25 protein-coding genes and 1 riboswitch are annotated in these 25,158 nt (G+C 44.9%); of the genes, 13 read left to right on the forward strand and 12 right to left on the reverse strand.

Features of this window, described 5'->3' with window-relative positions; all coding sequences use genetic code 11:
- Positions 1-114 precede the first annotated feature (114 nt).
- Together L7D49_RS03285 and L7D49_RS03290 are read right to left on the reverse strand one after the other, a co-directional pair.
- On the reverse strand, positions 115-453 hold the full coding sequence (locus L7D49_RS03285) for a hypothetical protein (protein WP_238079393.1): 339 nt from the start codon (positions 451-453) through the stop codon (positions 115-117).
- Positions 454-588: 135 nt separating this feature from the next.
- A complete protein-coding gene (locus L7D49_RS03290; RefSeq protein WP_336246367.1) occupies positions 589-1,770 on the reverse strand; it encodes an MFS transporter in 1,182 nt (393 codons plus the stop codon).
- A gap of 65 nt (positions 1,771-1,835) precedes the next feature.
- On the opposite strand from L7D49_RS03290, the gene L7D49_RS03295 reads away from it, so the two are divergent.
- The 4 genes from L7D49_RS03295 to L7D49_RS03310 all read left to right on the forward strand — a co-directional run bounded on the left by L7D49_RS03295 (position 1,836) and on the right by L7D49_RS03310 (position 6,910).
- Complete coding sequence (locus L7D49_RS03295; protein ID WP_238079395.1) at positions 1,836-2,222, forward strand: OsmC family protein; 387 nt, start codon at positions 1,836-1,838, stop codon at positions 2,220-2,222.
- Between the two features lie 800 nt (positions 2,223-3,022).
- On the forward strand, positions 3,023-3,199 hold the full coding sequence (locus tag L7D49_RS03300) for an SE1561 family protein (RefSeq protein ID WP_238079396.1): 177 nt from the start codon (positions 3,023-3,025) through the stop codon (positions 3,197-3,199).
- A 20-nt stretch (positions 3,200-3,219) separates the two neighbouring features.
- Entirely contained in the window at positions 3,220-4,758 is a 1,539-nt protein-coding gene (locus tag L7D49_RS03305) for a fumarate hydratase (protein WP_269135843.1), read from the forward strand.
- Positions 4,759-4,999: 241 nt separating this feature from the next.
- Positions 5,000-6,910 (forward strand): heavy metal translocating P-type ATPase, encoded by a 1,911-nt coding sequence (locus tag L7D49_RS03310; protein ID WP_238079397.1) that lies wholly within the window; start codon positions 5,000-5,002, stop codon positions 6,908-6,910.
- A gap of 48 nt (positions 6,911-6,958) precedes the next feature.
- Here L7D49_RS03310 and L7D49_RS03315 read toward each other — a convergent pair whose 3' ends face one another.
- The gene (locus L7D49_RS03315) at positions 6,959-7,948 is read right to left on the reverse strand and encodes a YihY/virulence factor BrkB family protein (protein WP_336246368.1); all 990 of its coding nucleotides are present in this window, start codon (positions 7,946-7,948) and stop codon (positions 6,959-6,961) included.
- A gap of 26 nt (positions 7,949-7,974) precedes the next feature.
- Positions 7,975-8,346, reverse strand: a complete 372-nt coding sequence (locus L7D49_RS03320; RefSeq protein WP_238079398.1) for a YtxH domain-containing protein — start codon at positions 8,344-8,346, stop codon at positions 7,975-7,977.
- Positions 8,347-8,602: 256 nt separating this feature from the next.
- Here L7D49_RS03320 and L7D49_RS03325 point away from each other — a divergent pair, with 256 nt between their 5' ends.
- Complete coding sequence (locus L7D49_RS03325) at positions 8,603-9,988, forward strand: alanine/glycine:cation symporter family protein (RefSeq protein WP_238079399.1); 1,386 nt, start codon at positions 8,603-8,605, stop codon at positions 9,986-9,988.
- A 41-nt stretch (positions 9,989-10,029) separates the two neighbouring features.
- A complete protein-coding gene (locus L7D49_RS03330; protein WP_207963085.1) occupies positions 10,030-10,251 on the forward strand; it encodes a DUF1128 domain-containing protein in 222 nt (73 codons plus the stop codon).
- Between the two features lie 96 nt (positions 10,252-10,347).
- Here L7D49_RS03330 and motB read toward each other — a convergent pair whose 3' ends face one another.
- Positions 10,348-11,109 carry a flagellar motor protein MotB gene (gene motB, locus L7D49_RS03335; RefSeq protein WP_238079400.1) on the reverse strand — a complete coding sequence of 254 codons (762 nt, stop codon included), beginning with the start codon at positions 11,107-11,109 and terminating at the stop codon, positions 10,348-10,350.
- Positions 11,093-11,908, reverse strand: a complete 816-nt coding sequence (motA, locus tag L7D49_RS03340) for a flagellar motor stator protein MotA (protein ID WP_238079401.1) — start codon at positions 11,906-11,908, stop codon at positions 11,093-11,095. The genes motB and motA overlap by 17 nt, the downstream gene beginning before the upstream one ends.
- A gap of 188 nt (positions 11,909-12,096) precedes the next feature.
- Between motA and L7D49_RS03345 the strand changes: the two genes are divergently transcribed.
- The 3 genes from L7D49_RS03345 (at position 12,097) to L7D49_RS03355 (ending at position 14,211) form a co-directional block, all read left to right on the forward strand.
- Positions 12,097-13,329, forward strand: coding sequence for an aminopeptidase (locus L7D49_RS03345; protein ID WP_238079402.1), 1,233 nt, complete (start codon positions 12,097-12,099; stop codon positions 13,327-13,329).
- A gap of 101 nt (positions 13,330-13,430) precedes the next feature.
- Entirely contained in the window at positions 13,431-13,568 is a 138-nt protein-coding gene (locus L7D49_RS03350; protein WP_238079403.1) for a hypothetical protein, read from the forward strand.
- A gap of 67 nt (positions 13,569-13,635) precedes the next feature.
- Positions 13,636-14,211 (forward strand): beta-class carbonic anhydrase, encoded by a 576-nt coding sequence (locus L7D49_RS03355; RefSeq protein ID WP_238079404.1) that lies wholly within the window; start codon positions 13,636-13,638, stop codon positions 14,209-14,211.
- Positions 14,212-14,307: 96 nt separating this feature from the next.
- On the opposite strand, the gene L7D49_RS03360 is transcribed toward L7D49_RS03355, so the two are convergent.
- Together L7D49_RS03360 and L7D49_RS03365 are read right to left on the reverse strand one after the other, a co-directional pair.
- Positions 14,308-14,853, reverse strand: a complete 546-nt coding sequence (locus L7D49_RS03360; RefSeq protein ID WP_238079405.1) for a GNAT family N-acetyltransferase — start codon at positions 14,851-14,853, stop codon at positions 14,308-14,310.
- A gap of 7 nt (positions 14,854-14,860) precedes the next feature.
- Positions 14,861-16,663 carry a M3 family oligoendopeptidase gene (locus L7D49_RS03365; protein ID WP_418895846.1) on the reverse strand — a complete coding sequence of 601 codons (1,803 nt, stop codon included), beginning with the start codon at positions 16,661-16,663 and terminating at the stop codon, positions 14,861-14,863.
- A gap of 161 nt (positions 16,664-16,824) precedes the next feature.
- On the opposite strand from L7D49_RS03365, the gene L7D49_RS03370 reads away from it, so the two are divergent.
- A complete protein-coding gene (locus tag L7D49_RS03370) occupies positions 16,825-17,538 on the forward strand; it encodes a tryptophan-rich sensory protein (RefSeq protein ID WP_238079407.1) in 714 nt (237 codons plus the stop codon).
- Positions 17,539-17,576: 38 nt separating this feature from the next.
- On the opposite strand, the gene thiT is transcribed toward L7D49_RS03370, so the two are convergent.
- Positions 17,577-18,134, reverse strand: a complete 558-nt coding sequence (gene thiT, locus L7D49_RS03375; protein WP_238079408.1) for an energy-coupled thiamine transporter ThiT — start codon at positions 18,132-18,134, stop codon at positions 17,577-17,579.
- A gap of 83 nt (positions 18,135-18,217) precedes the next feature.
- Positions 18,218-18,318, reverse strand: a riboswitch (TPP riboswitch).
- Positions 18,319-18,420: 102 nt separating this feature from the next.
- Between thiT and L7D49_RS03380 the strand changes: the two genes are divergently transcribed.
- Both L7D49_RS03380 and map read left to right on the forward strand, forming a co-directional pair.
- The gene (locus tag L7D49_RS03380) at positions 18,421-18,762 is read left to right on the forward strand and encodes a magnetosome magnetite crystal formation protein family (protein WP_238079409.1); all 342 of its coding nucleotides are present in this window, start codon (positions 18,421-18,423) and stop codon (positions 18,760-18,762) included.
- A 108-nt stretch (positions 18,763-18,870) separates the two neighbouring features.
- A complete protein-coding gene (gene map / locus L7D49_RS03385) occupies positions 18,871-19,617 on the forward strand; it encodes a type I methionyl aminopeptidase (RefSeq protein WP_238079435.1) in 747 nt (248 codons plus the stop codon).
- A gap of 668 nt (positions 19,618-20,285) precedes the next feature.
- On the opposite strand, the gene L7D49_RS03390 is transcribed toward map, so the two are convergent.
- From L7D49_RS03390 to L7D49_RS03400, 3 genes are read right to left on the reverse strand one after another with little or no spacing between them, the layout of a single operon-like run.
- Positions 20,286-21,470, reverse strand: coding sequence for a DEAD/DEAH box helicase (locus L7D49_RS03390; protein ID WP_238079410.1), 1,185 nt, complete (start codon positions 21,468-21,470; stop codon positions 20,286-20,288).
- A gap of 59 nt (positions 21,471-21,529) precedes the next feature.
- Positions 21,530-23,017: an amidase family protein gene (locus L7D49_RS03395; RefSeq protein ID WP_238079411.1), complete on the reverse strand. Its 1,488-nt coding sequence runs from the start codon at positions 23,015-23,017 to the stop codon at positions 21,530-21,532.
- A 22-nt stretch (positions 23,018-23,039) separates the two neighbouring features.
- Positions 23,040-23,195, reverse strand: coding sequence for a Fur-regulated basic protein FbpA (locus L7D49_RS03400; protein WP_238079412.1), 156 nt, complete (start codon positions 23,193-23,195; stop codon positions 23,040-23,042).
- A 190-nt stretch (positions 23,196-23,385) separates the two neighbouring features.
- Here L7D49_RS03400 and L7D49_RS03405 point away from each other — a divergent pair, with 190 nt between their 5' ends.
- Positions 23,386-25,119 carry a methyl-accepting chemotaxis protein gene (locus tag L7D49_RS03405; RefSeq protein ID WP_238079413.1) on the forward strand — a complete coding sequence of 578 codons (1,734 nt, stop codon included), beginning with the start codon at positions 23,386-23,388 and terminating at the stop codon, positions 25,117-25,119.
- The last annotated feature ends 39 nt before the right edge of the window (positions 25,120-25,158 follow it).

The raw sequence follows: 25,158 nt of genomic DNA on the forward strand, positions 1-25,158 counted from the left end.
ATGAAAGCCAATAAATCATTTAGACGTCAATATATCCAGATGAACGCCAGTAAATCCGGTCGAACGCCAGTATGTAGGATTAAACGCCAGAATAGAGAATTGAACGCCAGATAATCAGAACGAACGCCAGAATATAGAATTGAACGCCAGATAATCAAAACGAACGCCAGAATAGAGAACTGAACGCCAGATAATCAAAACGAACGCCAGAATAGAGAACTGAACGCCAGATAACCAAAACGAACGCCAGAATATAGAATTGAACGCCAGATAACCAAAACGAACGCCAGAATAGAGAACTGAACGCCAAATAACCAAAACGAACGCCAGATTATCGGGATGAGCGCCAGATAACCGGTACGAACGCCAAATTAGCTCAACAACGCGCCAAATTACTCTCGGCTCACGCCAAATAATATTTCCCTTATGCCAGTGCCAACTGACTAACCGCAAGAGTTAAAGATAAACGGGATCCATGCCAGTAATTAAATTGAAATGGACTCCAAAAATTAATTCGCCTGGAATCATAAATGACCGTCATATAAGGCGTTTAACAAGCACTCTGACTTTATTCCCAAGTGTCCACTTTCACCCAATCGCACGCTTCCTCCCTCTTCCTCCAACAAGTGCAGCGATAAATAACAATCCAAAGAAGATGGATAAAATCAAAAGAAAGCTCACGTTGGCGAAATGCTCTAAAAACAGACCGCCTATAAATGGGCCAGTCAAGCTGCCGATACTGAAAAAGATTCCGCATAGTAAATTCCCAGTCGGCAAGAGATCCTTCGGCGTTAAATCCGACATGTAGGATATACCGAGCGAGAAGACAGAGCCTAGGCAAATCCCTGTTATGAAAATGGCGATGAGAATAAATAAGACTGTGTTGCCCGCTAAACCTGCAAGCAAGAAGCCGACTGCTCCTCCAGCATAGGTGATCGGAACAATTGTCCGTCTCCCGATTTTATCGGACAACATGCCGAGCGGCAGTTGAGATAAAATGCCACCCAGTGAAAAAGTGGCCAAAATTAGGGAAACTGATCCCAATTCCAAGCCATTTCGCAAGGCATACACGGGGTACATGGCGTTGAGTGAGGATTCCAGAAAGCCATAACCAAATGGTCCTAAAAATGCGATGCCAGCGACTGCGATCGTCATTTTTGCCCGCCCTACAAAATGGCGTCCGCCTGCCTCGTTACTGGATATTACATCTGGAAAATCATTTTTCAATGTAAAGACGAGGGACCAGGCAGCCATGCAAAGCAGGCCGGATATGATGAAAGGCAGTCCTTCGAATACATGGACGAGAGGGGCAAATAACGGGCCAGCCCCAAATCCCACACTGAAAGACAAACCATAAACCGCTATATTTCTGCCAAGACGATGGCCCGGGGATGTGCTCGTTATCCATGTTTGAGTGGAGAAATGAAGAGCATGATCTCCGATGCCAATTAATAATCGCAAGATAAACCAGAAAACTACATGCTTCCAAAGTGGAAACAAAAGGAGCGATCCAAAAACGATGATTCCTCCAAAAATAATGACGGGTTTATACCCAAACCGCCGAAGCGGCGCTTCCATAAAAGGCGAAACGAGGAGTGTTCCGATGTACAGTCCCGTTGCATTTAACCCGTTCAGTGTACTGGATATTCCATCCCGTTCAAAGATGGCTGAAATGAGCGGTAATAACATACCTTGTGAAAAACCTGAGATCGACACGATGATGACTAAAATCCAAAAACGATGCCGTTCTGCCTGATGTGTTCGATCCATAAGCATTCTGCTCCTTAAATATTTGAATTTCTTATACAATGGTAGCATAAGGAGGAATGAAAACGATGAAATTTGAAATGACTGAAAACGGCTTTGAAACCGAAACATCCTATGGAAAACTAGCCATCTCTTCGAATGAGGAATATGGATTCAGACCTTTCCAACTGCTCGTCACTTCTGTCGCAGTATGCAGCGGAGGTGTCATGCGTAAAATTCTCGACAAAATGCGTATGCCCGCCGAACATATTTCGGTGGAGGCTAAGGAAATCGTCCGCAACCCAGATGAAGCCGACCGGATTGAAAAAATCCATCTCCATTTCACAATCAAAGGTTCTTCCATTGAAGATTCGAAAATGGATCGGGTTCTGGAACTAACAAGGAAAAACTGTTCCATGGTCCAATCCGTGCATGAATCCATTGAGATTGTTGAAACTTATGAAATCGCACAATAACAAAAAGGCCCAGTCATATCTGCTAGCAGATGATGGCTGGGCCTTTACGTCTGAGTAATATCTTCACTTTCCATTTGCATAAAGATGTCGTAGTCGGCCGGTGCAATTGCTGCCGTCCGTTCACGGATCCCCTCCTTTGTCATCAGGATGTGATTCGTCTCTACTCCTACGGCCTCCTTTACGATTGATTAAACATAGTATAACACAAAGATTTTATATTTCAAACAATTAGATTATTTTTAATTCTAAATTCCTATATCATTGATGTGGTGGTAATCAAGGAGGCGCTATGTGTAACACTGTATGAGCATTGCATTGTACAGCTCGCATCCCTCACATTTATAATGTATTACCTATGTTCAAACTCGCACTTCCTAGTTCTAATCGATTATAATCACTAAACATATCTCTGCCCCGCTCGGCATCACCAAATTATAAACGGGCAATTCCACTGCCATGTTGGCGAATTAAAAACCTAACTATCCTATCCCTTTCCAGACTTCCGAAGACCTTCTACTGTAAACCTCTTTTATTAACTAACACAAACGGCCAAACAAGGAATAACCATGAATTGCACTTCATTAACAAACTTCCATCGGATAGCAGCTTCCCCACCCGCGCATAACACATCAACACACACCTTTACCACTCCAAACCAAGCATAACCAACTACCAAGGAACGCATAATATCATAAAAGCTACACCTAACCATAAAAACACCTGACAGCTCTCATCGAGAGGACATTGAACAATTCGGCGTTTTCATATAGGATAGAAATGAATGAAAAGAGGTGTCTCGCTTGAATCATCCACAAAACAATGGACAAGTGGATCAGTTAAAAAGCCGTCTTCATCAATTCCTTGAAAAATTGGAATCGATTGAGCCTGAAACGGCGGATCTGCAAGAAATTGATCAACTGATACAATTAGTTGACGAACTCGAAAAACAGATGGAACAGCTTAAAACAGACAACTGAATAAGCAGGGGGAAATTTGAATGTACATAGAAAATCTCGAAAAGAGCATGTATGAACTTGTCTGCGAAACATCGACAAACTTGCCGAAGGATGTCCGCAGAGCGGTAAAAGCGGCAAGGGAACTCGAGAATGCCGGTACGCGTGCGGCCATGAGTCTTGATACGATAGCGAAAAATATTAATATGGCGGACGAGAAGCTTTCTCCGATCTGTCAGGATACAGGCTTGCCTACTTTTAAAATTAAGACGCCAGTCGGTGTAAATCAACTGGAAATCAAAGCGGCCATCCGCCGGGCAATTGAACAAGCGACGAAAGACGGCAAGTTGCGTCCAAATGCGGTTGATTCCTTAACGGGTGAAAACAGCGGCGACAATTTGGGTCTTGGCCTTCCTGTCGTGAAATTTGAGCAATGGGAAGAGAATCATATTGAAGTGAAGCTCATCCTAAAAGGCGGCGGCTGTGAGAATAAAAATATTCAATACAGTCTACCAGCTGAATTGGAAGGGCTTGGCCGCGCCGGACGCGACTTGGATGGGATTCGCAAATGCATTTTGCATTCTGTCTATCAAGCACAAGGGCAAGGCTGTTCTGCAGGATTTATCGGCGTTGGAATTGGCGGCGACCGGTCATCGGGCTACGACTTGGCCAAAGAACAGCTCTTCCGTGAAGTGGACGATGTTAATCCGATTCAGGAACTTGCGGAATTAGAGCGCTACATCTTAAAAACAGCCAATACACTTGGCATCGGCACGATGGGCTTTGGCGGCGAAGCGACGCTGCTTGGCTGTAAAATCGGTGTCATGCATCGCATTCCAGCGAGCTTTTATGTTTCGGTTGCGTACAATTGCTGGGCATACCGTCGGATGGCAGTGGACATCGACGCGAATACCGGCGAAATTCAGCACTGGCATTATAATGATGGCGACAAGCTAACTTTTGAGGAGCCGGCGCAAGATGATTCTGTCCAGTCGTCTTCCAGAGTCGTGGAACTGACAGCACCTATCACCGAAGAACAAATCCGTGATTTGAAAGTCGGAGATGTCGTTAAGATCAGCGGCCGCATGTACACGGGCCGGGATGCCATCCACAAATATTTATCAGATAACGATTCTCCGGTCGACTTGAACGGACAAATCATTTACCATTGTGGACCGGTTGTTTTGAAGAACGAAGATGGTTCTTATGAAATTAAAGCCGCTGGCCCGACTACTTCCATTCGTGAAGAACCTTATCAAGGCGATATCATGAAGAAGTTTGGCATCCGGGCTGTCATCGGAAAAGGCGGAATGGGACCAAAAACATTGGCAGCATTAGAGGAGCACGGTGGCGTCTATTTGAACGCGATCGGCGGGGCCGCACAATATTATGCGGACTGCATTAAAGCTGTTGAAGGTGTCGATCTTCTTCAGTTCGGCATTCCAGAGGCCATGTGGCATTTGCGTGTAGAAGATTTCACAGCTGTTGTGACGATGGACTCACATGGCAATAGTCTGCATGCCGATGTAGATAAATCCTCACTTGATAAACTCGCACAATACAAAGAAAAAGTATTTGCATAAGATGACAAGGCAGCAGTATCTCCAGCTAGATACTGCTGTCTTTTTTTACATTCTTTTTTATGCATATTGGTAACATTTCATAGTTTGCTATGCTATACTACTAACAGATAATAATTATTATAACATCATAATTATTATCATTAACTAACCAATAACCTTGTCACCTATTATTTTATAGGTTTAAAATAAATTCCTTATCGTATTCAACTTGATAAACATTCTCAATTAGGAGGTGCTTAGTTTGACAACTCAACCTATCGAAAAAGAATCCACTTCTTTTCAGTGGACTGCCCATTTAGAATTATTCGCCGCCCTATTATCCGGTCTTTTAATCGCCATCGCCTGGTCTATAGGGAAATCAGGCATGGAAAATGCTTCTATTATTCTATATATCATTGCATTCTTAATCGGCGGCTTTGCAAAAGCGAAGGAAGGCATTGAAGAGACAATTAAGGATAAGCAGCTCAACGTAGAGATGCTAATGGTTTTCGCAGCAATCGGTTCTGCCGTAATTGGCTACTGGGCAGAAGGCGCGATTCTGATCTTCATTTTCGCTGTAAGTGGTGCTTTGGAGACGTATACCCTAAATAAAAGTCATAAAGAAATTTCCGCCCTTATGGGTATGCAGCCTGAAGTTGCTTGGCTGATAGATGCAGAAGGAGCTGTATCTCAAGTATCCACCGACTCCCTTTCCGTGGGCTCCTTGCTGCTCGTTAAACCAGGTGAGCGCATCCCGGTTGACGGCATCATTGTGTCCGGCATGACATCGGTGGATATGTCCGCTATCAATGGAGAATCTGTCCCTGTCTCGAGGGGTGAAGGCGATGAGCTGTTTGCCGGAACGGTCAACATGAGCGGAGCCATTCAGATGAAAATGACGAAGCCAAGTTCCGAGACATTGTTCCAGAAGATCATTCAGCTTGTCCAAAATGCACAAAGTGAAAAATCCCCTTCCCAGCAATTCATTGAACGTTTTGAAGGGACTTATGTAAAAGTTGTCATTGCTACGGTGCTCATTATGATGGTCCTTCCCCACTTCCTATTCGGGTGGGATTGGACAACGACATTTTACAGGGCGATTGTCCTGCTCGTTGTAGCTTCTCCTTGTGCACTTGTTGCTTCCATTATGCCCGCGACGCTCGCTGCAGTTTCTAATGGGGCAAAACGCGGTGTCTTATTCAAAGGAGGATTGCACCTTGAGCATGTCGGCTCATTGAAAGCAATTGCTTTTGATAAAACAGGCACCTTAACAACAGGCAAGCCGATAGTAACAGATTTTATTGTACGAAATGGCAAAGACCCACAGGAAGTACTTGCCTTACTGGCGGCGATTGAGTCACAATCCAATCACCCTTTGGCGATGGCCATTACAAAATATGCAGTGGAACAAGGGGTTCAGATCCCCCGCGCTCCCCATATTGAAGACGTACCTGGCTATGGCATCCGAGCGTTCGTTGGAGCTGATGAGTTTTTAGTCGGAAACCCACGATTTGTCGGTGAAGACGCCGTCCATGGTTTCAAGGAAGACGTGGCAAAGAAGCTGGCCGGTGAAGGAAAAACTGTTATTTACATGAAAGACCAGGAAGGGATTGTAGCTTGTGCGGCTCTTCGTGACACATTGCGTCCAGAAGCTGCCGAAGCCATTCGGGATTTAAAACAGCTTGGCATTAGTCCCATTATGTTAACAGGTGATAACCAATTGACTGCTTCCGCTATCGCCAAGGAAGCGGGTGTTGAAAAATATGTCTCTGAATGTCTGCCGGAAAGAAAGGTAGAAGAAATAAAACAATTGCTGAACGAATACGGTACAGTCGGAATGGTCGGTGATGGCATCAATGATGCACCAGCGCTCGCTACTGCCACTTCTGGCATCGCGATGGGTGATGGAACAGATGTCGCACTCGAAACTGCCGATGTAGTACTTATGCAAAACGATTTAAACCGTTTAGCGTATGCCGTGAAATTATCCCGTAAAATGCAGCGAATTGTGAAGCAAAATGTGTTTTTCTCCATTTCGGTCATCGTGGTGCTCATTTTGTCCAACTTCATGCAGGTCGTCGATTTGCCTCTTGGCGTTATCGGCCATGAAGGCAGCACGATCCTTGTTATTTTGAATGGCCTGCGGATGCTGAATCCGATGAACAAGTCATAAAACAATCCACATAGAATCTATCAATCAGACAGAGAAAAAAGCAATGCCTTAGTGGATGGCATTGCTTTTTTTCTTTGCGATGATCGCTTGTTTGCGTTCAGTCAATACAGCGTTCAACTGGCCTCCAAGCATTAATATGATTGCGGAGAAATAGAGCCAAAGCATGAGAACAATGATTGCCCCGATACTGCCGTACGTTTTGGAGTAGTTTGCATAATTCCCTACATAAAACGAAAAGGCTAGTGACGCTACAATCCAACCGACAGTAGCAAACAAAGCTCCCGGAAAAACGCTCTTCAGACGGATTTTCATGTTTGGCACTGCCCAATAAGTGGCAGAGAAAACGATGAAAATAAGGATTGGGGGTAAAATCCATCGTAAACTTCCCCACAGTTTCATAAATCCTTCTTCCAGTCCAAAATAGGAAAACAACAGCGTTCCGATTTGCTGGCCGAAAACCGGCAGAACGAGTGCAACGATCAAAACGCCGATCAATGCGATGGTGAACACCACTGACATACCTCTAGCCACGAGGAAAGATCTTGTTTCCTCAACAAAATAAGATCTATTTAATGCTTTAGTCAACGCATTCATCCCTTTAGAGGCGGACCAGATGGTTGCGAGCAATCCAATGGATAATAAACCGCCGTTCCGGTTTTTCAGTATCTCATCAATTGTGCTTTTGATTAGCTGATAAACACTGTCTGGTGCATATTCCCTGACAAAAAGGAACACTTGCGATTCATCCAAATTCAAGTAAGGCAACAACGTAATTAGAAAGATTAATAGAGGAAACATAGACAACAGAAAAAAGAAAGCAAGTTGAGAACCGAGACCGGTTACATCTACTTTCTTTATTCTGACTACTAATTCCTTAAAAAATCCGTTTGCCGTCGTCACATCAAACTTTTGTAAATCTCCTTCTTTCACATCGTCCAAGAAATTCATGACTTTCGTATCCTTCATGAATCCATCTTTTTTATCCTGTTCGGCATAAACCGGCTTGCTTGCTTTGAAAGTCTGATTTTCGTTCTTCACATTAGACTCACTCCTTTCAAAGCCTTTTACTTTTTTGTCATATCCTCTTTCGCACTCTGGACAATTTCCTTCACTTCATCTTTTGATTCAACGACGGCATCCTTCGTGTTCATGACAACTTCTTTTACTTGCGGTGTCAATGCTTTCAGCTCTTCCACCTGCTGCTTTATATAGGAGGCATCACCGGCAAGCTGTTCGTATACCGACTGATACTTCTCTTTCTTTTCTTGTATCTTGCTCATCAAGACATCACGGTTTTTGGAATAATAACTGATTTCGGCAGCCATATCCTTTGTCGTTTTTGCCATATGTTGTCTGGTCGCCCGATCGAACAGGCTGATTGCTGCTCCGGCTAGAGCTCCAAATAAAATGAACCTTCCAAATTTGCTATTGCTCACTCTAATACCTCCAATTCCGACTAGTTTTGCATATATTATTATACCCTCTCTAGCCGAAAACAAACAAATTTCGCATGGAGTAAAAAAAGTACTTGACTAACGCGTTAAAGTTTCGGAATATTAACAATAGAACTAGTTATTATTAGTTTGTTAATACAAAGTGAGGATGCTTTGAGAGGGAGTCGATAAAGGGGGAAATGAGAGGTTGGGGTATATTTCACGAGCAAAATAAACTAGAAAAAACGGGGGTATTGAGATGGATGCAATCGCAGGTGCATTAGACAAGATCAGTGGATTGGTTTGGGGACCACCACTATTGATCCTCCTTGTCGGTACAGGTATTTTCCTGACAGCAAGGCTCGCATTTATACAGGTACGGCTATTGCCGTATTCCTTAAGGCAAGTTTTTTCAAGGAAACATGATAAGAAAGCTGATGGGGATATCTCGCAATTCCAGGCACTCATGACAGCGATGGCTGCTACCGTTGGGGTCGGTAACATCGTCGGAGTTGCCGGCGCGGTCGCAGCAGGCGGACCAGGCGCGATCTTCTGGATGTGGCTCGCCGGATTCTTCGGCATGGCAACTAAATATGGGGAAGCTATACTAGCGGTCAAATACCGTGTGAAGGACTCGAGAGGCCAAATGGCTGGCGGGCCGATGTATTATTTGGAGCATGGATTGAAACAGAAGTGGCTCGGTGTACTATTTGCCGTATTTGGAGCATTTGCTGCCTTCGGTATCGGGAATGGTACCCAGTCGAAAGCTGTGGCTGACGTTATGGCCAGTACTTTCAACGTACCTCACTATGCAACTGGAATCGGGCTTCTTCTTTTCGGAGCACTCGTTATTTTAGGCGGAATTAAATCAATCGGTAAGGTTACTGCATTCTTCGTTCCGATCATGGCATTATTTTATTTCATTGCAGGATTAATAGTTGTTGTTCTCAATTTCGATTTGGTACCAGGTGCATTTGCATTGATTTTCAAGGATGCATTTACAGGACAAGCTGTCGCAGGGGGAGCAATTGGTGCGGTCATCCGTTTTGGAGTAGCGCGTGGTCTCTTCTCCAACGAAGCAGGTCTCGGTTCAGCTCCTATTGCCGCTGCTGCAGCGCGTACGGATATGCCAGGGCGTCAAGCTCTCATTTCCATGACACAAGTCCTTTTTGATACTCTTATCATCTGTTCGATTACTGGTGTGACGATCGTCATGTCAAATAAATGGCAAGAAGGCGTAGCAACCGGTTCACTGACAGCTGAAGCTTTTGGCTCTTTCTTAGGAAGCGCAGGTCCGATTGTCGTGGCGATTGGTTTAATCTTCTTCGCTACTTCTACGATTCTTGGTTGGTCTTACTACGGTGAAAAGTGCTTCCAATATCTTTTCCCGAACAACAAGGCAGTTTTCGCTTATCGCGTTATTTTTGTACTATTCATTTTCGTAGGTTCCGTCATTAGTCTTGAAGCAGTTTGGGCACTTGCCGATGTATTGAACGGTCTGATGGCCATCCCGAACTTAATCGGTCTTCTTGGTCTATCCGGAGTTATCGTAATGGAAACAAAACGCTTCCAAGCGAAAATCAAAGAAGAAAAAGAAGCGGAGCGGTTGGGCAAATCATCAGCTGTTGACACAACGTCAAAATAATGAAATGATAAATCCTAAGCTGAAGAAAGGTAGGCAACCACATGGATTTATCAAACCCGACACAAGAAAATATTTCATACATGGTGGAGCAAATTAAAGAAAAACTCCGTATGGTCAATGTTGATGCGATGAAAGCTGAAAACTTCAACACATCACGTTACGAAGATCTTCACTATATGTACGAAATGGTCATGAAACGGGATACATTCTCACCAAATGAAATGCAGGCAATTGCTGCAGAACTTGGATCACTTCGTGAATAGCAAGACGGGCCGCCCCTGTGCATGACGCACTATGGGCGGCCCATTTTTTATCCCGAAAAAAAGCTTACGCACCCTAGCAAGGGCAGCGTAAGCTTTTTATTCAACCGGAGTACCGTCTTTCAGCACTAGTGGCTGGATCAACACTTCGACTCGTCTGTTTTTGCTTCTGCCTTCCGGCGTATCGTTTGAAGCGATCGGCTGGAATTCACCGTATCCTTTTGTACTAAACAGCCGAGGGTCGAGGTTGCTGTCGCGTACTAAGATTTTTAAAAAGTTGTAGGCCCGCATCGAGCTCAAATCCCAGTTGGAATCAAACTCGGCGGTATGGATCGGAATATTATCCGTATGGCCTGTAATAACGATTTGTCTCGGTTTTTCAAACACAAGCAGGTCGCCGATGTCCTTCGCAAGATTTTCGTATTGCGGGCTGATCGTCGCCATTCCCGTTTCAAACAAAATGCTGTCACGGATAGTGATGAGCAGTCCTTCATCCGTCAGCTTGGTCTGAAATTGATTCTCCAACTCATGAACTGCGATATATTCATCCAGTTTATCTTGGATCTCACTTAATGAACGCTGGTCCTCCAAATAAGAGGAGTTATCATTCTCCTGCCCTGCCTGGTCTTTTGGAACCGGTACAGTCGTTGGGGAGGAGTTGTCCATCACCCCACGCCCGCCATCGAAAATTTCGTTGAAAACGGAGGAGATTTGGCTAAATTTCGCCTCGTCCACTGAACTGGATGCAAATAGCACGATGAACAGCGCTAAAAGCAAAGTTAATAGATCCGCATAGGGCAATAGCCAAGATTCATTAATATGTCCCTCTTCGCTTTTCCTTTTCTTACGTCTCTTCGACAACCTGGCCAGCCTCCTTGCCTTCTGAATTTTTCGCAGCCAGTTTGCGACGTTCTTCCATGGATAGATATGAGGCCAATTTTTGTTCGATTACACGTGGTGCTTCCCCTTCAAGAACCGATAAGATTCCTTCGATCATCATCATCTTTTGTCTAGCTTCCTCTTTAGACTTACGTATCAATTTATTTGCAAACGGATGCCACAAAACATATCCCGTAAAAATACCAAGTAGTGTCGCGACAAACGCAGCGGAAATCGCATGGCCAAGTGCATCGATGTCATTCATGTTTTTCAAAGCAGCAATCAAACCAACAACCGCACCAAGTACACCGAGTGTCGGTGCATATGTGCCCGCCTGGCTGAATATTTGGGAGCCTGCCGAGTGTCTCTCCTGCATCGCTTCCACTTCTTCCGTCAAGACATCACGAATATAGTCAGCGTTTTGGCCATCAATCGCTAGGCCCAACCCATTCTTCAAAAAAGGATCTGAAATTTCATCTGCCTTCGCTTCGAGGGAAAGCAGCCCTTCCCGTCTTGCAATATCCGCCCAGCCGGAAAACATCCGGATCAGGTCTGCATCTGAAGTGAGCTTCTGTTCTTTGAACAAGACACCGAATAGTTTAGGAATCCGTTTCACTTCGCTCTTTGGGAACGCGATTACAACAGAAGCAGCCGTTCCGGCAATGATGATGAGGATTGCAGCCACATTCACCAGGTTATCCGGAGTGACACCCTTTAACGTCATACCGACCAACAATGCCACAACTCCGAGTATCAATCCAAATACCGTTGTTAAATCCATAATTGTACCTCCCATATCTACCTATCTACTTCTTCTTATTTCGACATTTTAAGCGAGTTCTTTAGATAACTTCAGTAACATTCTTGAAATATTTATTCCATGTACATTCCTTTTTCACAATTAATATTTGCTCTAGGGCATATTGAATTGGTAGAATAATTACAAAGACTGAAAGGAGTTTTTATATTATGTCTACTTTTAATGAAAAACTGGCAAACTACGCTGACTTAGCGGTTAATGTAGGTGTCAATATCCAGCCCGATCAAACGTTATACATAAGCGCCTCGATCGAAACTGCAGAGTTCGTGAGATTGGTAGTGGAAAAGGCATATGATGCCGGTGCGCGCCATGTGATCGTTGACTGGGCCGATGATAAAATAGCTCGGTTGCGGTATGAAAAAGCACCTGCTGATTCCTTCTCCGATTTTCCGGAATGGAAAGTTTTAGAACGTGAAACGCTTGCGAAAAATGGTGCCGCTTTCATGAGCATTGTCTCTCAAAGCCCTGACCTTTTAAAAGGCATTGATCCATCCCGTATTGCGGATGCGCAAAAGGCGGCTGGCCAAGCACTTAACAAATATCGTCAAATGATGCAGGCCGACAAATTTAGCTGGACTGTCATCGCGGCTCCTTCAAAGGATTGGGCGGCTAAAGTCTTCCCTGAACTGCCGGAAGACCAGCAGGTTGATGCGCTGTGGGATGCTATCTTCAAAGCAGTCCGCGCGGATGTAGAAAATCCAGTAGAAGCTTGGAAGCAACACGATCAAACGCTCCATACGAAAGCAGATTATTTAAATGAAAAGAAATATAAGACGCTGCATTACACAGCGCCTAATACAGATTTAAAGATTGATCTTCCAGAAGGACATATTTGGTGCGGTGCCGGCAGTATCAACGAACAAGGAAATACGTTCATGGCCAACATGCCGACGGAAGAAGTCTTCACTGTTCCGCATAAGGATGGCATAAATGGCTATGTCACCAATACAAAACCATTGAGCTATGGCGGTAATATTATTGACGGATTCAAAGTGACATTTAAGGATGGTAAAATTGTGGAAGTGTCAGCAGAACAAGGCGAAGATGTCTTAAAACGCCTGATCGACACAGATGAAGGTGCCAAGAGCCTTGGAGAAGTTGCACTTGTTGCCCATAATTCACCGATTTCAAATTCCGGTTTACTGTTCTACAATACTCTGTTCGATGAAAATGCATCTAACCACTTGGCAATCGGAAGTGCCTATGCATTCTGTATTGAAGGCGGAAAGACAATGTCTACCGAAGAATTGCATCAGCATGGGTTGAACCAAAGTATTACACATGTCGACTTCATGATCGGCTCAGCGGAGATGAACATTGACGGCATTTTAGAGGACGGCACTACTGATCCAATCTTCCGTAATGGGAACTGGGCCTTCTAAAATACGCCACAATTACTTGGAAACAACACTTAATAAAAATTATCTTTTGTAGTATAATAGGGGTTGCATGGAACTATCATTGATAGAGAGGGGTCTTGAAGATGGGCTTAATGTTTACAACAGTCATCGGTTATATGGTCGTCCTCGGAATCGCTGCATACTTTACAATGCACTACCTTGGAAGGGCTCTTAATTCTTCAGATGCTGAGAAGATCGACCCGAAACCAGACGTGAAATAAGAGTTGCCAATAGGCGACTCTTTTATTTTATAAAAAACTTATTTTTCCGAAGAACGGAGGCTGTATTATGACCATTTTATCTGAAATTCTAGAGTTTAACAGAGAGTTTGTAAACGAGAAGCAATATGAGCAATATGAGACTACGAAGTTTCCTGACAAACGAATTGTAATTCTAACTTGTATGGATACCAGATTGACGGAATTACTCCCTAAAGCGATGAATTTAAAAAACGGTGATGCAAAGATAATTAAAAGTGCCGGCGCTGTCGTCACCCACCCGTTTGGGGGCATCATGAGAAGTATTCTGGTTGCTGTCTACGAATTAGGAGCGGATGAAGTATATATCATCGGTCACCATGATTGTGGCATGAGCTCAATCGATACAGACTCCATTGTCTCTAAAATGGTCAATCGGGGTGTCGATGAAAGCCTGTTCTCTACATTGAAATATTCTGGTATTAATATGAAAGAATGGCTGCGCGGATTCAGTGATGTAACTGAAAGTGTAAAACGAAGCGTAGACGTTGTCCGCAATCACCCACTGATGGATAAAAGCGTGCCTGTTCACGGCCTTGTCGCTCATCCTGACACAGGTTTGCTTGATATGATCGTTGACGGCTATGAACTTGCCGCCAAACAATGACACGATATTTCCCGGGAAATGAAAAAGTCGATTCCTTTTTTACAGGAATCGACTTTTCATTTTCGAAAGGATTTTCCGCAATGCGGCCTTGCCCTTTCAATACTCATCTTCCAGCATAGCGTACATGTAATGGTCTTCCCAAACACCATTAATGAACAGCAGCTTGCGCAATAAACCTTCTCTTGTATATCCCGCATTTTCCAACACTCTGACCGACCCGAAGTTTCGGGGAGAAACGAAAGCTTCGACTCGATGAAGGGAAACCGTCTCAAAGGCGAACTTTGTCACGATTTTGACCGCTTCCGTAGCTAAACCTCTTCCCGTCTCCCTTTCATCAATCGAGTACCCTACAAAACCGCTTGAAAAAGGCAATCTTTTAATACTATAAAGGGATATATGACCGATAAGCCGGCTCGTATCCGAGTCGAATATACCGAAATTGTATTCCCGACGATCCCTCATCTGATAGAGAGATTCCCGAATCTTGTCACGCTGAACAGATACCGAGTAATAACTCTTATCATGACGCGGTTCGAACACTGTCCAGTATTCTTTGTTTGCAATGAGCAACTCGGTAAAAATACTCGCATCCTCTTCCGTTAATATCCGTAAATAACATGTTTGCCCTTCAAGCAGTATCAATGACCATTCACCTTTCCTTGGCAGTTAGATTTAAGAACTCCTCCACATCATTCACGCACAGCGCTACGCCCTTCGCCCAGAATTCCTGCTTTGTAATATCCTCGCCAAGGTGTTTCATAGCAAGATCCTCAACAGACATGACTGCTGTGTCACGTAACAATGCAATATACTTCTGTTCAAATCCTTCCCCTTCTGCCAGCGCTTTAGCATAAATGCTCAACGAGAACAGATAACCGAATGTGTAAGGGAAGTTGTAGAACGGCGTTCCTGTAATATAAAAATGGAGCTTAGATGCCCAGAAATGAGGATGCGTCGTGCTTAGTGCACCACCGTATGCTTCCTCTTGTGCCTCTGACATCAGTTGGTTCAATCGGGAAGCCGGTACAACGCCATTCTTACGCTCCTCATAAAATCTTGTTTCAAATAAGAAACGAGCATGAATATTCATGAAAAACGCGACACTGCGCTGGACTTTATCCTCAAGCAATGCGATCTTTTCTTCTGTGTTTTCGGCAGCCTTCACGGATGCATCCGCCACAATCATCTCGGCGAACGTAGATGCCGTTTCGGCAACGCCCATAGCGTACTGGCGGTTCAATGGATGGACCGGACGAAGTGCGTACGAATGGAACGCATGCCCAAGTTCATGTGCCAGCGTAGCAACATTCGACATGGAGCCGCTGTACGTCATGAAAATCCGGGATTGCTCAGAAATCGGCATACCTGTGCAGAAACCGCCAGGGCGTTTATTCGGACGATCCTCTGCTTCGATCCAGCTATCTTCGAATGCTTTGCGTGCAAAAGCTTCCAGCTCAGGACCAAATGCGCCAAAATGCTTTAAAATAAATTCCGCACCTTCCTGGTACTCCATCTTCTTTGTAGAAGAAGTGACCGGTGCATCTAAATCGAACCAGTCCATTTTGTCGGTTCCAAGCAATTCAGCTTTCCGGTTTAAATAATCTACGAACGGTCCCTTATTCGCACTGATGGCACCCCACATAGCATCGAGTGTATCCTGACTCATGCGGTTGCGCATCAACGGTTCCATCAAGACAGAATCCCATCCCCGCTTTTTATACGTGGCAAGTCGGAAGCCTGCTAAATGATTCAACGTCGTTGCAAAGAAGTCCTCTTTTTCTGTCCAAATATCCTCTAAAGCTTCAAATGAAGTCTTCCGGACAGCACGCTCCTCATGAGAGCTTAAATTGTTTGCTTGTCCAACCGATAGAATTTTCTCTTCACCATCCACCGTCACCTTAACCTTAATATCACCGACTAATTGGTTGTAAAACTGACCCCATCCATGGTAGCCGTCCACGCTCAAAGCTGTAATCAGGCTTTCCTCTTCTTGAGACAGCTTCATCTTCACTTCTTCTCTCCATTCGTTAAGGATGAAAGTGAAGTCTTTCAATTGATCTGTCTGCAGCAATTGCTCCCACACGTCAGTTTCCGTTTGAGCTAGCTTTTGTTGCAGCCCAAGATCAGCTGTAGCAAATCGTGCGCTTAAAGACATGGTTTCCGCTTGCAGTACAAGCGCTTTCTTATCTGTCGTGTCAGCTGCGAGGAAGCATCCGATAACAGCTCCCGCTTGTCTCAAATGCAACGTCGTGTCTTTTACCTCTTCAAGCAGTTGCAGAACCCGATCGGCATCTTCTTTTGAATTCGGTGTCTGGAAAGCCTCAATGCTTTTTTCCAATACACTTATTTTATTCGATGCTTCGTCCAAATGCGAGCGAAGTTCTTCCGACTCACTGCCCCCTTTAAAAAACACATCAAGATCCCATACTTGAGAATATGCTAATTTAGTCAACGTCATTTCCCCCAAATCATTTAGTTATTTTTTCAACAATTCCGGTTTTATTATACCATGAATATTCGGGAATCGAAATAAACGATTTGTTAAGGAATCTTCATACTTTCACGGGCACTTTTGCTCATTCCTCTGTATACTTAGGGATAGGAGGATTACGTATGGCAAAATCACTTATTATGGCGCTTTCCCTGCTTGCACTCATCCTATTGACTATTATCGGGAACTTCGTCTCCATCAATGGAAGTACAACAACTGAAATTACCAATCGGATCCCCGTTCTTTTTATTCCGGCTAACTATGTCTTCATCATATGGGGCGTCATTTACGGGTTGCTCTTTTACTGGATCTTCAAAGGGACTTCCGATAAACGTCTGAGAGTAAGAAGAACTGTACTTTTCACTTCCGCATGCGCTTCTCAAATCGCTTGGATCCTGTTATGGCATTTCGAATTGTTTAGCTGGGCGCTTCTAGCCAAAAGCATGTTGGTGGTCCTGTTATTGCTCCTCTACTTCACGTACCCGAAACGAGAGAACACAATAACCGGCCGTGTACCGATTGCCGCGTTCCTTGCCTGGGCTTCATTCGGATGGATTACCAATCTTAGCTATTTGCTAATGCTTCATGAATGGAGCGGCTGGGGTTTAAGTGACCCCCTCTGGACGGTTATTTACATGACGGTGGCAACAGCTGGCGCGTTACATTTTATGTACCACCACAGAGATTATGTATGTAATCTGATCTTCATTTGGAGTTTCATCGGAATTGCTGTGAAAAATGGGACGGAGGAATTGTTCGTTTCGGCAGCCGCCATTTTCTTGACGGCCGTGCTGGCAGCAAGCTTCCTGTTTGTCAGAGAGATGAAAAGGGAATAAAAATGCCACTCTTCCTTTGTAGAAGAGCGGCATTTTTTCTATGTGCGTTGTATGAGGCGCGGTGCAGTTGTGAACAATAATACAGCAGCCGCCGCACAGATGATAATGGATGGGATCATGTACCAACCGTTATATACAAGCGAATATATCCAGACAGGCTGATCTCCGGCGTATTCAGAAAAGAATACCACGCCGCCGATCACATGTGCCATATATCGGAGAAGACCTCCCAAGACGGTTCCTACAATGATTGCAGCTGCCATGGAACCTTTCTTGCCGGCCTTTCTGCTTTTATTAAGCCACCCGAATGTGACTCCAGCCAGCCCGACGAATGTATAAGCACCAAAGTAGTCAAGGAAGGCTTGAACTGGGTGGATGACATAGCCTCCTATAATCGCTTGTAGAATCCCAGTCAATAGTCCCGTTAACATTCCTCCAACTATCCCCCAACGATATGCCATAATGATGACCGGCAGCATGGAAAGAGTCACGGACCCTCCTTGGGGCATCTTAAACAATGTAAGATTGTCGAGCACAAAAGAAAGTGCTCCAAGTATTGCAACTTCCAACAACAACTGTAGACGTTTACGATCCAATCTACTTCTCCTCCTCCTAGTTTTGGAGGGATACGGGCAGACAAAAAAAAGACATCCCGGATAGAACCGAGACATCAGATCATGTCAGTTTCCATCCACATCCCTACGCAAGTATGAACTTACAGGTTCGAAGGGTCAGGACAAAATGTCCACTCTCAGCCAAAGGGCCCCCCTTGTGGTCTTGTAATTCAATTGTCGACTTCATTGTATATGATAAATGACTTATAAACAAGATGATTAGAAGAAGCGTTTATTCTCTAAGTCTTCTGTTAACGGAGGTATTTCCATGGACAATAATAAAATCCTTTCCGCTCTATGCTATTTCAGTATTTTTTTCGCACCACTTCTACTGCCCGTCATCGTTTACTTTATTACAAACGACCGGGAAGTGAAAACACACGCCAAACGTTCATTGATTTCCCATTTGGCGCCTGTTGTCGTCCTTATTGCAGGGTTCGTCATCCTGTCTCTTTCTCTCGTCTCCTTTGAGAATCGAATGACCAGCTTAATGACCGGCCAATTTGATTTCTGGAGCCTGGTTCCATTCCTCTTCATGGCTGTTTACGGCGTCCTGTCACTCGTAATCATCGTTTGGAATGTATACCAAGGGGTAAAGGTGCTGAGATAAGACAGCCCCCTTTGCATACAATAAAAAAAGCATCATCGCTTTGCGAACTCCCATCGTATGATATAGTAGTGGATGGAAAAGTAAGGCGGAAGAAAGGACTTGGAAACGATGATAGTAAAAACAAATGAAGAAATAGAAGCGTTGAAAAAAATAGGGCGCATTGTCGCTGAAATACGGGAAGCCATGAAAGAAGCAGCTGTCCCTGGCATTACAACAAAAGAACTGGACGAACTCGGCGGACGCCTGTTCCAAGAAAAAGGCGCAGTCTCAGCTCCAATCGACCAGTATGATTTCCCTGGGTACACATGCATCAGCGTCAACCATGAAGTAGCGCATGGCATTCCAGGCTCCAAAGTGATCCAAGACGGCGACCTCGTCAACATCGACGTATCCGGCTCATACGGCGGCTACTTTGCTGACACCGGCATCTCCTTCGTGGTCGGCACCCCGGATGAAAGAAAACAAAAACTGTGCGACGTCGCCAAAACTTCATTCGATCGCGCCATGACAAAAGTCAAAGCCGGCTCCCGTCTGAATCAAATCGGAAAGGCTGTCGAGCGTGAAGCAAAAGAGCACGGCCTCACCGTCATCAAAAACTTAACGGGCCACGGAATCGGCACATCCTTGCACGAAGAGCCCCAGCATATTCTGAACTACTATGATGCATGGGACAAAGCCTTGATGAAAGAAGGAATGGTCCTCGCCGTGGAACCCTTCATCTCGGAAAAAGCTGAACATATCGTCGAATTAAGCGACGGCTGGACATTCGCGACACCAGACAAATCACTCGTCGCCCAAATCGAACACACCATCATCGTCACCAAAGACGAACCAATCATTTTGACGCAATTGTAATAGAAAAAGACCGACATTGTTCGGTCTTTTTTTATTGGATTCTCCGGTTAATAGAGAGTGCGGGAAAATATACGAGCGGTTAGCGAGGATATACGAGAGGTTCGGAACCACTTACGAGCGGTCATTTGAATAATCGAGAGGTCTGGGAATTATACGAGCGGTTGCCCAACTTATTCGAGAGGTATAGAGAATATACGAGCGGTTACCTCACTAATACGAGCGGTTCGGACATTAAGCTTAAACAACATATAAAACGAGAATCATCTTTGATTTCCAGTTGCTAATAAAAGGCGTGGAAAATATACGAGCGGTTCGCGAGGATATACGAGAGGTTCGGAACCAGATACGAGCGGTCTTTTGCATAATCGAGCGGTCTGGGAAATATACGAGTGGTTGACTAACTTAATCGAGAGGTACGGAGAATATACGAGCGGTTAACTCACTTAATCGAGCGGTTCGGAATTTCTCGAGATATCAGCTAGGGCCGCAGTCACAGCTAGGGTTCAAAGGAAAACGTACGAGCGGTTACCCAACGTAATCGAGCGGTTCGAAAATATACAAGCACTCCCCTGTTTAAACGAGCACTTAACTAAATATACAAGCATTCCCCAAGCTTAATCGACCCACCCAATCAAAAAGGAGACCCTCTCAGGCCTCCTGTTTCCTGCTTATTTTCGTTTTTTCTTGCCTTGCGCTTTACCTGCGTTTGTTTTTTGGCTGGATGGCTGGGCTTTTGTTTTTGCGTTGCCTTCCATCAGCTTGCCTTGATACCAGATTTTCTGAACGGGCTTGAATTCTTTTGTGAGTTTTCGGTAGTCCTTCTCTTCTGGATAGGATAACAGCGTCAGGACTTCGCCGTCTTGTCCGGCACGGCCTGTGCGGCCCGACCGGTGTAAGTATTGTTCAATCGTATGCGGCACGTCGACGTGGATGACGTGTGTTAATCCATCGATGTCCAACCCTCTGGCTGCCAGGTCCGTAGCGATGAGGATGTGGATGTCCCCTTTTCGGAAGGCCTCCAATGTTTCTTGCCGTTCGAATTTACGCATATCCGAGTACAATACGGCAATCGGGGCTTCATTGTATTGTAGTTTGATTTCTTTCATGCGGAGCTGGTCGACATTGTTCATGAAGGCCAGGGCATGGATTCCTTCTACATGGGAAAGCCCGCGCAACAAATTCGTTTTGTCGCGGGCGTCTGTTTTGATGAAGGAGTGGACGACATTTCCTGTGAGTGGCATATCTTTGATCGACACTTGCAAACGGATTGGATCGTCCATCAGTTTTTTGGCGACGATTTCAATTTCGTCCGTAATGGTTGCAGAGACGACAATGACTTGACGTTTCGGGCTGGATGCTTCGATCAAGTTTTTCACGAGTACGCGATAATCTCTGGAGAGCAACTGGTCTCCTTCATCCAACACGATGTATTCGATGTCGCTCATCTTCAATCGTTTCGCTTTTACAAGTTCGACGAGACGGCCGGGTGTTCCAACTACAATCGTCGGCTTCTTTTTCAGACGTTCGATTTGGCGCTGCATGTTGGCTCCGCCAATCAATTGAGTTACTGTAATATCGGTACCTTCCACCCATTCTCGGATGACATTTACAATTTGGATAGCCAATTCCTGTGAAGGCGCCATAATGAGGGCTTGCGTTCTTTGTTTCGAGCCGTCCACTTGCTGCAGAATCGGTAACACATAGGCAAGTGTTTTTCCGGTTCCTGTCGGCGACTCGGCAACAATGTCTTTCCCATCCAACATTTCAGGTATCATCTGATTTTGAATAGGCGTTGCCTCGGCAAACTTCCATTTTCTTTTGATTTCATCGTCCATTCTATCTAAAAAGGACATGTGCATCCCCGCTTTCCAATATTCCTCTTAGTTAATAATGGACTTGATTTGATTACATTTCAACTACTTTCCTTACTGGAGCTCGCTTTTATCTCACTTGGCTTTTTTCTTCCCTGAATCTTTTGTTCATATGCATAGGCGTAACCGATGAGATCATACTCCGAAAAGGCCGGTCCGCAAAACGTCAGGCAGAACGGTTCCCCTTTTTCTGTGAAGGCAGACGGCACCGTAATGGCGGGATATCCGGCTGCCGCACTGAAGCTGCATCCATGATCCTGCGGGAGGACGAGCACATCAATTTCATTTTCATCCAATGCTTTGTCGAGAGCTGTTTCCTTCGCTAAATGCCGATTGCGCAAAAGCGCTTCCAAGTATGCTGGCTCGGTTAGCGTTCCACTCGTTCTCTCCACTTTCTCCAGCATCACTTGTCCGAAACGAAGGGTCTCATCCGGGTGGTTTGTATTGTATTCAATAATATCTTTCAATGAACGGATTTTATTCGTGTCCGGCGTTTGGGCCAAATACTGGTTCAGCGCGACCTTAAATTCATATAGGAGCACATCGTAGCCGAGGTCATCCTCCATTGCCCCGAGATCAATATCATCTTTGATAATGGCTCCGGCCAGTTTCAATTGTTCCAATGCCTGATTGAATAAATCAGTTTGCTCAGATGAAATTTCACGCTCAAAGATTTTCCGCGGGATGCCAATGCGAACGTCGTTCAACGCATCTTTGCGCAAAGCCGACAGCCAGTCCGTCTCTTGGTAACGCACAGCCTTTCTCGTAATGGGATCAGCTTTGTCATAGCCGACCAGGACGCCAAATGTGATGGCGGCATCTTCCACAGTTCTTGCCATCGGCCCTGCTGTATCCTGTGTAAATGATAGCGGAATAATGCCGTTGCGGCTGATCATTCCGACGGTTGGCTTAATTCCCACTAATGCATTTTGTGCAGATGGATTAATGATCGAACCAGATGTCTCCGTACCAATTGCAACTGCCGCCATATTTGCAGCGATTGCCGCCGCTGATCCCGAGCTGGACCCGCCCACATCAAACGAGCCATACGGATTCAGCACCTGCCCGCCTCGCGAACTCCATCCATTCGTCATGCGATCCGACATGAAATTCGCCCATTCCGTCATATTCGTTTTGCCGAGAATGACAGCACCCGCTTCGCGCAGCTTACATACTAAAAACGCATCCTCCGCCGCATGAAAATCCTGCATGGCTAAGGATCCGCAGCTTGTGTGCATTCCATCTGCCGTATTCATATTGTCTTTCAATAAAACCGGAATCCCATGCAGAAGAGAACGAGGCCCCTTCTCTCTCCTTTCTTCATCGAGCGCACATGCTGACTGCAACGCCTGGGGATTGATCTCCAGTACTGCCTTCAATTCATTATTTTTTTGACGTATCGCATCTAAATAGAGCAAGGTCAATTCCTCGGATGTCAATTGTCCCTCATTCATCTTCGTTTGCATATCGCGGATTGTCGCTTCTTCGAGCCATTTCTGGCTAAGCTGCTGCAATGCTTCGTTTAACATTCCATCACCCCGAACCCCTCGTTTAGTCGTTTACTTTCTTCATATATTGTTTCATCAATTCATATAAGGACAATTCATACAGTTGCTTTCCATTCACTTTAAATATGCCATTATCGACCAATGTATCAATGATTTTATCACGTTTTCTGTCAAATTGAATATCTTCGATCTTTCTCATCTTACTTTTTCCTCCTAACAAATCTGCCTTTATGTAATTCCTCATTTACTATTCCTGTAAACCTTTTCAACGGTTTGTAGAAAAGATTGAATTCAATTTATTTTCATTCTAAACTCTTCAATTTTAGGTAATTAGTGCGATATATAAAGTATAGACCTAAATATGTATGATTTAGGAAGGAGACTGAGGGATGAGGCATTCCGTACGTAATAAATTGGTTGCTTTAGGTGCGCTGGTCATTTTAATTCCATTGCTCGGTGTGGGTATTGTAAATTACTTTATTGCCAAACAAGAACTGGATCAGGTTGGGCAGCTTGGTTTGGAAAATGGGACGTACGCCATCGTCGATATGATCGGCATATTGGACAATGATGTGAAGAATGGCCGTCTTACATTGAACGAGGCACAGGAGATAGCCCGTGAAATAATGATCGGCAAAAGGAGTCCGAATGGAAAGCGCTCCATTACCAATCCAGCTAAATATGGCGAGAACTTTTATTTCTATGCGATCACTGAAGATGGCCTTCTGGAAGCACACCCAAGCATGGAAGGGGACAATATTTATGACTTCCAGTCCGACGACGGCCGTTATTTTATAAGAGAAGTGATCGAGAAAGCGCAAGAAGGAGGAGGATTTGTAAAATACGATTGGCCGACTCCGACAAATCCTGATATCGTCGCTCCCAAAATCACATACAGTCTGGTCGATCCACATTGGGGGTGGATCATTGCAGCGGGAACCTATGAAATGGATTTTAATGCAGGTGCACAAAAGGTCCTTTATTTTACATTAGGCACCATCTTGATTGCCTTGATCATCGGCATCGGGTTATTCTGGTTCTTCTCCGGCAGGATGACAAGCTATATTAGAAAAATTATGCATATGACTTCCAATATCGCTGAAGGGAAATTATCAAGCCCTTCCATCCCGGTCCGCACGTCTGATGAACTCGGCATTCTGGCCACTAATGTGAACGATATGAAAGAAAGCTTAAACGAGATGGTTGGCCATACGCGTGATTCCTCGATCAAAATGCGAGGTTCTTCCGAGATGTTAAGCGCCATTACAGAAGAAACGACAGCTGCAGCGAATGAAATTCACCATGCCATCAATGAAATATCCAAGGGGGCTATCGTCCAGGCGGAAGAGGCGGATACCGCCATCGGAAAAGTCGAGCATCTATCTGATTTAATCAACCAAACCACGACCCGCTATGCGCAAATCCTTACGGAAATGAATGACATGACCAAACTCCAAAAGTCAGGTACAGAACAGGTGGGACAGCTAGGAATGAACTCAGAATCATTCCGCCATGAAATTGATGGACTTCAGCATAATTTCATCCAATTGGCACGGCGCATGAATGAGATCCAGGCAATCGTCCAAACGATTTCTGCCATCTCGGAACAAACCAATTTACTGGCTCTTAATGCCAGCATCGAAGCTGCCAGGGCTGGCGAGCATGGCAAGGGCTTTGCCGTCGTTGCGAATGAAGTGAAGAAATTGTCGGAGGAAACGAATGATGCGACCAATCGGGTTCGGGATTTACTGTCCCATATTAAACAAGACACAGGGTCTGCCGAGCAGCAAATGGAACAGACGCTGAAGTTGGCAATCGGTCAGGCGGATCTTGTTAATGAAACTAAGTCTGCGTTCGATATGCTGTCATCCTCCCTTCATGATATTTCCTCCTTGCTTTCCGCTATGGAGCAGGACATGAACATGATGGATGATAACCGGCAAGTCGTCGTGCAGGCCATTTCCCAAATTGCATCGGTAGCCGCCCAGTCCGTTGCTGCCACAGAGGAGATTAACGCTTCCGTCGATGAACAGAAGAACGCAATTGAAAGCATTATGCACTCTTCCTTGGAATTGCACAGCGAGGCGGAACGGATGCATGAGCTCGTCGAGCGTTTCACCTAAAGTAAAAATCCTCCTGCCCGCGAGCGAGTAGGAGGATTT

Origin of the sequence: Sporosarcina cyprini (assembly GCF_022048975.1) — a bacterium.
In the GTDB taxonomy this organism is placed as follows: domain Bacteria; phylum Bacillota; class Bacilli; order Bacillales_A; family Planococcaceae; genus Sporosarcina; species Sporosarcina cyprini.